10 protein-coding genes are annotated in these 9,018 nt (G+C 64.9%); 8 read left to right on the top strand and 2 right to left on the bottom strand.

The window, feature by feature from the left end; all coding sequences use genetic code 11:
- The 3 genes from ccoG to AB3X43_RS09175 all read left to right on the top strand — a co-directional run.
- Nucleotides 1-1,157 (top strand): cytochrome c oxidase accessory protein CcoG (gene ccoG, locus AB3X43_RS09185; protein WP_369429544.1); only part of this gene is annotated, 1,157 nt, incomplete at its 5' end.
- 46 nt (nucleotides 1,158-1,203) lie between these two features.
- A complete protein-coding gene (locus tag AB3X43_RS09180; protein ID WP_369429543.1) occupies nucleotides 1,204-1,443 on the top strand; it encodes a hypothetical protein in 240 nt (79 codons plus the stop codon).
- Nucleotides 1,440-1,787 carry a hypothetical protein gene (locus AB3X43_RS09175; RefSeq protein ID WP_369429542.1) on the top strand — a complete coding sequence of 116 codons (348 nt, stop codon included), beginning with the start codon at nucleotides 1,440-1,442 and terminating at the stop codon, nucleotides 1,785-1,787. The genes AB3X43_RS09180 and AB3X43_RS09175 overlap by 4 nt, the downstream gene beginning before the upstream one ends.
- 33 nt (nucleotides 1,788-1,820) lie before the next feature.
- On the opposite strand, the gene fnr is transcribed toward AB3X43_RS09175, so the two are convergent.
- Nucleotides 1,821-2,558: a fumarate/nitrate reduction transcriptional regulator Fnr gene (gene fnr / locus AB3X43_RS09170; RefSeq protein WP_369429541.1), complete on the bottom strand. Its 738-nt coding sequence runs from the start codon at nucleotides 2,556-2,558 to the stop codon at nucleotides 1,821-1,823.
- Nucleotides 2,559-2,727: 169 nt separating this feature from the next.
- On the opposite strand from fnr, the gene hemN reads away from it, so the two are divergent.
- From hemN to icd, 3 genes are all read left to right on the top strand, one after another.
- Nucleotides 2,728-4,128: an oxygen-independent coproporphyrinogen III oxidase gene (gene hemN, locus AB3X43_RS09165; RefSeq protein ID WP_473965097.1), complete on the top strand. Its 1,401-nt coding sequence runs from the start codon at nucleotides 2,728-2,730 to the stop codon at nucleotides 4,126-4,128.
- Between the two features lie 19 nt (nucleotides 4,129-4,147).
- Entirely contained in the window at nucleotides 4,148-4,870 is a 723-nt protein-coding gene (locus AB3X43_RS09160) for an urease accessory protein UreH domain-containing protein (RefSeq protein WP_369429539.1), read from the top strand.
- A 62-nt stretch (nucleotides 4,871-4,932) separates the two neighbouring features.
- Complete coding sequence (gene icd, locus AB3X43_RS09155; RefSeq protein WP_369429538.1) at nucleotides 4,933-6,186, top strand: NADP-dependent isocitrate dehydrogenase; 1,254 nt, start codon at nucleotides 4,933-4,935, stop codon at nucleotides 6,184-6,186.
- Nucleotides 6,187-6,259: 73 nt separating this feature from the next.
- Here icd and AB3X43_RS09150 read toward each other — a convergent pair whose 3' ends face one another.
- Nucleotides 6,260-6,517: a cold-shock protein gene (locus AB3X43_RS09150; RefSeq protein ID WP_369429537.1), complete on the bottom strand. Its 258-nt coding sequence runs from the start codon at nucleotides 6,515-6,517 to the stop codon at nucleotides 6,260-6,262.
- A gap of 209 nt (nucleotides 6,518-6,726) precedes the next feature.
- Here AB3X43_RS09150 and clpS point away from each other — a divergent pair, with 209 nt between their 5' ends.
- Together clpS and AB3X43_RS09140 are read left to right on the top strand one after the other, a co-directional pair.
- On the top strand, nucleotides 6,727-7,074 hold the full coding sequence (gene clpS / locus AB3X43_RS09145) for an ATP-dependent Clp protease adapter ClpS (protein WP_369429536.1): 348 nt from the start codon (nucleotides 6,727-6,729) through the stop codon (nucleotides 7,072-7,074).
- A partial coding sequence (locus tag AB3X43_RS09140) for an AAA family ATPase (protein ID WP_369429535.1) occupies nucleotides 7,071-9,018 on the top strand: 1,948 nt, incomplete at its 3' end. The genes clpS and AB3X43_RS09140, both read left to right, overlap by 4 nt.

Genomic DNA, 9,018 nt, shown 5'->3' with positions numbered 1-9,018 from the left:
TCATCTCCGCGTACGCGCTGTTCCTGTTCACGGCGGTGGCCGGCCGTCTGTGGTGCGGCTACGCTTGCCCGCAGACGGTCTACACCGAGATCTTCCTGTGGTTCGAACACCGCTTCGAAGGTGACCGTGCCCAGCGCATGCGCCTGGACGCAGGGCCGTGGACCAGCGAGAAGATGCTGCGCAAGGGCGGCAAGCAGCTGGTGTGGATCCTGTTCGCGCTGTGGACGGGATTCACCTTCGTCGGCTATTTCACTCCGATCCGGTCGCTGGCCGCCTCGACGCTCTCGCTGGGCCTCGGTCCGTGGGAATGGTTCTGGGTGCTGTTCTATGCGTTCGCCACCTATGGCAACGCCGGTTTCATGCGCGAGCAGGTGTGCAAGTACATGTGCCCCTACGCGCGTTTCCAGAGCGCCATGTTCGACAAGGACACGCTCATCATCAGCTACGACGCCGAGCGGGGTGATCCGCGCGGCGCGCGTGGCAAGAAGGTCGATCCCAAGTCCAGGGGACTGGGTGACTGCGTCGACTGCGGCGTGTGCGTGCAGGTCTGCCCGACGGGCATCGACATCCGCAACGGCCTGCAGTACGAGTGCATCGGCTGCTCGGCCTGCATCGACGCCTGCGACGGCATCATGGACAAGATGGGCTACGCGCCCGGCCTGATCCGCTACGCCACGCAGCACAGCCTGCAGCAGCACCTCACGCCCGCCCAGATGTGGCGCCGGGCCTTCCGGCCGCGGGTGCTGATCTACACGGCCATCCTCGTGCTGATCGTTGGCGCCGTGGGTGCGAGCTTGTGGCTGCGTTCGCCGTTCCGAGTGGACGTGGTGCGCGACCGGGCGACGCTGGCCCGCATCGTCGACGAAGGACGCATCGAGAACGTCTACCGCCTGCAGATCATGAATGCCACCGAGCAGCCGCAGCGTTTCCGCGTCGCCGCCAGTGGCTTGCCGGACCTCCAGGTGGACCAGACCGCCGACATCGAGATCGGACCCGCCGAGGCGCGCTGGGTAACGGTTTCCGTGCAGGCGAGCTTCGAGACCGCCACCCAGGCCGGCCCTGGTTCGCACGAAATCCACTTCGATGTCGAGCGGGTGGATGCCAAGGGCGCGCCAGCGGTGGTGCGCGAGAAGTCGACCTTCATCGTGCCGCGCTGAGACCGTTCACGAGCGTCCGCGACCGTATTTGCCCAGGAGTTCCTACATGACGACACGCAACCCGACCCCTTCCAGCACCGACACGATGCCCTGGTGGAAATACAAGATGGTGTGGCTGGTGATCGGCGGCCCGCTCACCGTGGTCGTGGCCAGTTTCGTCACGCTCGGGCTGGCGATCCGCTATCCGGACCCGGTGCTGGAGTCCGCGACGGTGGCCACCGTCGATGCCACACACTCGCCGGCCATGCAAGCCCGCAACCATGCCGCCACCGGGGGCGTCAAATGACAGCGACCGATCCGCTTCTTGCGTCCGACGAAGAGGTCGAACGGTTCGAGGCGGCCGAGCCGGCAGACGTGGTGCCGCCGCTGTCGGCGCCGAGTCGGCGGCTGGCGGCGGTGATGTGGCCGGCCTTCCTGATGGCCGGCGTGCTGGAGATGCTGGTGTTCTCGCTGGTCGATCCTGGCGAGTTGCACTGGCTCGGCGGATCCGCCGTGGAGGCCGACCGCAAGGCGGTCTACACCGTGGCCTTCTTCGTGTTCTGGGTGGTGATCGCGCTGGGCAGTGCGCTGACGCAGCTGATCCTGGTTGAACCGAACGTCCTCAACAAGCCTTACCGCAACCACCTCTGAGTGGCCCGTGGCGGATGGCGGATGGTGCCGCGGTCAGCAATTGGCCGCGTTGACCACCTGCTGCAACGCCGCTTGGTCGAGGATGCGGATGTCGCGCTGCTTCACTTCGAGGATGCCGTCGTCCTGGAACTTCGAGAAAGTCCGGCTGACCGTTTCCAGCTTCAGGCCCAGGTAGCTGCCGATCTCCTCGCGGGTCATGCGCAGCACCAGCGCTGACGGCGAAAAGCCGCGTGCCTGCAGACGCTGCGTCAAGTTCAGCAGGAAGGCTGCCAGACGCTCCTCCGCGCGCATGCTGCCCAGCAGCAGCATCACACCATGGTCGCGCACGATCTCGCGGCTCATGATCTTGTGGAACTGGTGCTGCAGCAGCGTGAATTCGCGCGACAGCGTCTCCAGCTGGCCGTAGGGAATCATGCAGACCTGCGAGTCCTCCAGTGCAATGGCGTCACAGGAGTGGCGGTCGGTGCTGATGCCGTCCAGGCCGAGCAGCTCGCCGGCCATCTGGAAACCGGTGACCTGTTCGCGCCCATCGGACGCGGACACGATGGTCTTGAAAAAACCGGTGCGCACCGCGTACAGCGCCGCGAAGGTTTCGCCTGCGTGGAACAGGCTTTCCCCGCGGCGCACGGCGCGGCGGGTGCCGATCATGTTGTCCAGCGAAGTCAACTCCTCGTCCGACAGACCCACAGGCAGACACAGCTCGCGCAGGTTGCAGGCCGAGCAGGCGACCTTGAGCGCATCCAGGCGGGGGGTGGTAGACGTTTCGTGCATGTTGCAAACCCTGTTGATCAAGCTTGTTTGATTCTTGTGCATCTGCTGTGCAGCACACTTGAGCTGTGTCAAGGCTGGCGGGCGCGAGGGCGGCACAGTGCGTGCCATGGAACATACGACACTTTCCCGTGGCCGCACTGACACTTCGGCCGAATCTGGTGCGCCGAGCCTGGCCGTGGCCACGCCGGAGTTGACCGATGCGTTGCTGGCGCGCATGGATGTGCCGGGGCCGCGCTACACCTCCTACCCCACGGCAGACCGGTTCGTCGAAGCGTTCACTGCCCATCATTCCGTGCAGGCCCTGGCGCAGCGCGGGGATCTGGGCGGCGTGGGTGGCGCAGGGGTGCCGATGTCGATCTACGTGCATGTGCCGTTCTGCGAGTCGGTCTGCTACTACTGCGCCTGCAACAAGATCGTCACGCGTGACCACAGCCGGGTGGCGGCCTACCTGAAGGCGCTGGAACACGAGCTGGACCTGGTCTGCCGCGCGCTGGGCGAGGCGCCGCAGGTGTCGCAACTGCACTTCGGCGGTGGCACACCGACCTACCTCGACGACGACGAACTCCGTCACGTGATGGACATGATCGCGACCCGGGTGCGGCTGCTGCCCCAGGGTGAGCATTCCATCGAGATCGATCCGCGCACGGTCACCCGCGACCGGATGGCGCTGCTGAAGGACCTGGGTTTCAACCGGATCTCCTTCGGCGTGCAGGACTTCGACGAGGCGGTGCAGCAGGCCGTCCACCGGGTGCAGCCGCACGCGCAGGTCGAGGCGCTGATGCACGACGCACGGCGTCTGGGCTTCGAGTCGATCAACGTCGATCTGATCTATGGCCTGCCGCGCCAGACGCCCGAGAGTTTCGAGCGGACGGTGCGCCAGGTGGCGCTGCTGCGGCCGGACCGCATCGCGATGTACGGCTATGCCCATCTGCCGACGCGCTTCAAGCCACAGCGGCGCATCGTCTCCGCTGAACTGCCGACCGGGGCGGACCGGGTCGGCATGCTGGCACAGGCGCTGGCCGGTTTCGTCAGCCATGGCTACCAGTACATCGGCATGGACCACTTCGCGCTGCCCGAGGATGCACTGGCGCAGGCCAAGCGCCAGGGGCGGCTGCACCGCAATTTCCAGGGCTACAGCACCCAGCCGGACTGCGATCTGATTGGCCTGGGTGTGTCGGCCATCTCGCGGGTAGGGGCCACCTACAGCCAGAATGCCAAGACGCTGGACGAGTACTACGACCTGCTCAAGGGCGACGCGCTGCCGGTGGTGCGCGGGCTGGCGCTGACGCGCGATGATCTGGTGCGACGGGCGGTGATCATGTCCATCATGTGCCACGGGCGGCTGAGCTACGAGTCGGTGGCGCTGGCGCACCTGATCGACGTGCAGCAGTATTTCGCGCAGGAGCTGGAGTCGCTGCAGGATCTGGAGCGCGACGGCCTCGTCACGCTCCATGATGACGGGCTGGAGGTCACGCCGCTGGGTTGGTACTTCGTGCGTTCGGTGGCGATGGTCTTTGACCGGCACCTGCGCGCCGACCGCAGCCGGGAGCGGTTTTCCAAGGTGATCTGAAGCGGATCAAGGGGATCGGATGACAGGTGCGTTGCTGCTGACGGCGGCCTTGATGGGGTTGGCTGGTACACCGCATTGCGCTGCGATGTGCGGGGCGGGCTGTGCGGCGATTGCCCGGCGCTGCAAGCCGCAGCAGCCGGTGGGGGCTGTGGCGGGTGTGCTGGCGGGGCGTCTGGTGGCGTATGCCGTGGCGGGGGCACTGGCTGCCTCGCTGGTGGGCGGGCTGCGCTGGCTGGCTGCTTCGGCAGGCTGGTTGAGGCCGGTCTGGACCGGGCTCCAGATCTTCCTGCTGCTGCTGGGGCTGTGGATGCTCCTGAAAGGTGCGCTGCCCGAGAGCCTGGCCGCTTGGCTGGAGCAGCGCGGCCGTCCTGCGCTGCCGGACGGCGCCGCCCGCATTCGCATGCCCGGCGAGGTGAAGGCCGCTGCCTGGGGGTTGCTGTGGCCGGCCTTGCCCTGCGGGCTGCTGCATGCGGCGCTGCTGATGGCATCGGTCGCCTCGACTCCGGGCGAGGGCGCCATGGTCATGGCTGTCTTTGCGACCACGAGTGCGCTTGGGCTGCTTGCCGGGCCCGCGCTCTGGCTGCGCTGGGTGCCGGCTGCTCTGCGGTCCGCGGGTACCGGTGGGGGGATATCGCCAGCGTCGCTGTCGCTGCGGATGGCGGGAGCGACCATCGTGGTGCTGGTGGGCTGGTCGTTCGGACATGCGCTCTGGACGGACACCCTGGCCGCCTGGTGTGCCTGACATAGAATCATTTTCGACCCCGAACAGAACAAGTTCACCCACCGCATCACGGAGCCGGAACCATGTACGAGCACATCACGGTGCCTGCCGACGGGCAGAAGATCACCGTCAACGCGGATTTCTCGCTGAACGTCCCGCACCACCCGATCATCCCGTTCATCGAAGGCGACGGCACCGGTTTCGACATCACCCCGGTGATGATCCAGGTGGTCGATGCGGCGATTGCCAAGGCCTACGGCGGCGAGCGCCAGATCCACTGGATGGAAATCTACGCTGGCGAGAAAGCCACCCGCATCTACGGTCCTGACGTGTGGCTGCCGGCCGAGACGCTGGACGTGCTGCGCGAGTACGTGGTCTCGATCAAGGGGCCGCTGACCACGCCGGTCGGCGGCGGCATCCGCTCGCTGAATGTCGCGCTGCGCCAGGAACTCGATCTGTACGTCTGCCTGCGCCCGGTGCAGTACTTCAAGGGTGTGCCTTCGCCCGTCAAGGAGCCGCACAAGATCGACATGGTCATCTTCCGCGAGAACTCGGAAGACATCTACGCCGGCATCGAGTACGCGGCCGAATCGGACAAGGCGAAGAAGCTGATCAGGTTCCTGCAGGAGGAGATGGGCGTCACGAAGATCCGCTTCCCCGAGACCTCGGGCATCGGCATCAAGCCCGTTTCGCGCGAGGGCACCGAGCGCCTGATGCGCAAAGCGCTGCAGTACGCCGTCGACAACGACAAGCCCAGCGTGACCATCGTGCACAAGGGCAACATCATGAAGTACACCGAAGGTGGTTTCCGCGACTGGGCCTACGGGCTGGCGCAGAAGGAGTTCGGGGCCGAGCTGGTCGATGGCGGCCCGTGGTGCAAGTTCCGGAATCCGAAGACGGGCAGGGACATCACCGTCAAGGATTCGATCGCCGACGCGTTCCTGCAGCAGATCCTGCTGCGTCCTTCCGAGTACTCGGTCATCGCCACGCTGAATCTCAATGGCGACTACATCTCCGACGCGCTGGCTGCACAGGTTGGCGGCATCGGCATCGCCCCGGGCGCCAACCTGTCGGACTCGGTGGCCTGTTTCGAGGCCACCCATGGCACGGCACCCAAGTACGCCGGCAAGGACTATGTCAACCCCGGCTCCGAGATCCTGTCGGCCGAGATGATGCTGCGCCACATGGGCTGGACCGAGGCGGCCGACCTGATCCTGGCGTCGATGGAGCGCGCGATCGCCTCCAAGAAGGTCACCTATGACTTCGCCCGCCTGATGGACGGGGCGACCCAGGTGTCATGCTCGGGTTTCGGCCAGGTGATGATCGCCCACATGTGACGTGCCAGGCTTGTTGGCACACCCAAGAGAAAGCCCGCTTGCGCGGGCTTTTTTCATGGGCGTTCAGCGGGTGTCAGGTGTCGGTGTTGTCGGCTTGAGCCAGGGGCGCCGTCCGTGGTGAATCGGGTTGCACGGCGCAGATGTTTTGTGCGAGCTTGCCTTTCGGGCCATCGATCAGTTCATAGCTCACCTGCGAGCCTTGCTTGAGCGTGCGGAATCCGTCCATCTGAATGGCGGAAAAATGGGCGAACACGTCCTCTCCGCCACCTTCGGGTTCGATGAATCCGAAACCCTTCACATCGTTGAACCATTTGACCATGCCAATAGCCATCGTTTTGTTCTCCAGTTTCCCAACGAAAATCCCAATAATTTTGTCAAGATTCTGAGGATCGTGAGAAAAGCTGTCAAGAATCTGAGGAGGTCGTCATCGCGTTTGCCGTGACGCTGTTGGGGGAGCGTGCATCAACGTGGAACCCTTTCGATCCATGCCGTCTTGACCCCGTCGGCGCGAGGAGTCCGAGCGACCGATAGAATGCATTCATGGCCAGCAACACGCCGGAAATACCGAAATCCCCCAACCCACCTGCCGACGGGCAGGGTGCTGTCGTCGAGGAACGACAGCAGCAGCGGGTTGAACCACCACGTGCCTATCAAGTCGTGATGCTCAACGACGATTACACACCGATGGAGTTCGTGGTCATGGTGCTGCAAGAGCACTTCCATCACGGCATCGACGCCGCCACCTTGATCATGTTGAAGATCCATCATGAGGGCAGGGCGGTCTGCGGGGTGTATACCCGGGATGTCGCAGCGACAAAGGTCGAATTGGTTCTGGCAGCGGCACGACGAGCGGCACACCCGCTCCAGTGCATTATGGAGGTCGCATGATTGCGCAAGAGTTGGAAGTCAGTCTGCACATGGCGTTTGTCGAGGCGCGCCAGCAGCGGCATGAGTTCATCACGGTCGAGCACCTGTTGCTGGCCCTGCTGGACAACCCTTCGGCGTCCGAAGTCCTGCGCGCCTGTGCAGCCAACCTCGAAGATCTGCGCAAGAGCCTGACGCAGTTCATCAAGGAGAACACGCCCACGGTCGGCGGCTCCGACGAGGTGGACACGCAGCCCACGCTCGGATTCCAGCGCGTGATCCAGCGGGCGATCATGCATGTGCAATCCACTGGCAACGGCAAGAAGGAGGTCACCGGCGCCAACGTGCTGGTCGCGATCTTCGGCGAGAAGGATTCGCACGCGGTCTACTACCTGCACCAGCAGGGCGTGACGCGGCTTGACGTGGTGAACTTCATCGCGCACGGCATCCGCAAGTCCGATCCGCCCGAGCCCACCAAGGCGCCGGGTGAGTCCGGCGCGTCTGCCTCGGAAGGCGACAAGGACGAGGGCGACGGCGGCAAGGGCACTCCGCTGGAGCAGTACACCCAGAACCTGAACCAGGCGGCGCGCGACGGCCGCATCGATCCGCTGATCGGTCGCGAGCACGAGGTCGAGCGGGTCATCCAGATCCTGTGTCGCCGGCGCAAGAACAATCCGCTGCTCGTCGGCGAGGCTGGAGTCGGCAAGACGGCGATCGCCGAAGGCCTGGCTTGGCGCATCACCCAAGGCGAAGTGCCCGATGTGCTGGCCGAATCGACGGTCTACTCGCTCGACATGGGCGCGCTGCTGGCTGGCACCAAGTACCGTGGCGATTTCGAGCAGCGCCTGAAGGGCGTGCTCAAGCAGCTCAAGGAACACCCGCACGCGGTCCTCTTCATCGACGAGATCCACACGCTGATCGGCGCCGGTGCGGCGTCGGGTGGCACGCTGGACGCCAGCAACCTGCTCAAGCCGGCGCTCAGCTCCGGTCAGATCAAGTGCATTGGCGCGACCACGTTCACCGAATACCGGGGCATCTTCGAGAAGGACGCTGCGCTGTCCCGCCGCTTCCAGAAGGTGGACGTGGCCGAGCCGACCGTCGAGCAGACGGTGGAGATCCTCAAGGGTCTGAAGTCGCGCTTCGAGGAGCACCACGGCGTCAAGTACGACGTGGGTGCGCTCCAGGCTGCGGCCGAGCTGTCGGCCAAGTACATCAATGACCGCCACCTGCCCGACAAGGCGATCGACGTGATCGACGAAGTCGGTGCCGCTCAGCGCATCCTGCCCAAGAGCAAGCAGAAAAAGCGCATCACCCGCAGCGAAGTGGAGGACATCGTTGCCAAGATCGCGCGCATCCCGCCCGCCAGCGTCACCAGCGATGACCGCAGCAAGCTCAAGACGCTCGACCGCGACCTGAAGAGCGTCGTGTTCGGTCAGGACGCTGCGATCGACGCGCTGGCCGGCGCGATCAAGATGGCGCGCTCGGGTCTGGGCAAGCCGGACAAGCCGATCGGCGCTTTCCTGTTCAGCGGCCCGACCGGCGTCGGCAAGACCGAGGTGGCCAAGCAGATGGCCTACATCCTCGGCATCGACCTGCTGCGCTTCGACATGTCCGAGTACATGGAGCGTCACGCGGTCAGCCGCCTGATCGGCGCACCTCCGGGCTATGTCGGCTTCGACCAGGGCGGCCTGCTGACCGAGGCGGTCACGAAGAAGCCGCACTGCGTGCTGCTGCTCGACGAGATCGAGAAGGCGCACCCGGACGTCTTCAACGTGCTGCTGCAGGTCATGGACCACGGCACGCTGACCGACAACAACGGGCGCAAGGCCGACTTCCGCAACGTCATCATCATCATGACGACCAATGCGGGGGCCGAGAACCTGCAGAAATCGACCATCGGCTTCACGAATTCGCGTGAAGTCGGGGACGAGATGGGCGATCTCAAGCGCATGTTCACGCCCGAGTTCC

This window comes from Sphaerotilus sp., from assembly GCF_041083715.1.
In the GTDB taxonomy this organism is placed as follows: Bacteria; Pseudomonadota; Gammaproteobacteria; order Burkholderiales; family Burkholderiaceae_C; genus Sphaerotilus.
This window is presented reverse-complemented; position numbering and strand designations above follow the sequence as displayed.

Coding starts and splice junctions, on each gene's coding strand:
- AB3X43_RS09180 (WP_369429543.1), top strand. CDS start 1,204: ATGACGACACGCAACCCGACCCCTTCCAGCACCGACACGATGCCCTGG.
- AB3X43_RS09175 (WP_369429542.1), top strand. CDS start 1,440: ATGACAGCGACCGATCCGCTTCTTGCGTCCGACGAAGAGGTCGAACGG.
- fnr (WP_369429541.1), bottom strand. CDS start 2,558: ATGCACGAAACGTCTACCACCCCCCGCCTGGATGCGCTCAAGGTCGCC.
- AB3X43_RS09160 (WP_369429539.1), top strand. CDS start 4,148: ATGACAGGTGCGTTGCTGCTGACGGCGGCCTTGATGGGGTTGGCTGGT.
- icd (WP_369429538.1), top strand. CDS start 4,933: ATGTACGAGCACATCACGGTGCCTGCCGACGGGCAGAAGATCACCGTC.
- AB3X43_RS09150 (WP_369429537.1), bottom strand. CDS start 6,517: ATGGCTATTGGCATGGTCAAATGGTTCAACGATGTGAAGGGTTTCGGA.
- clpS (WP_369429536.1), top strand. CDS start 6,727: ATGGCCAGCAACACGCCGGAAATACCGAAATCCCCCAACCCACCTGCC.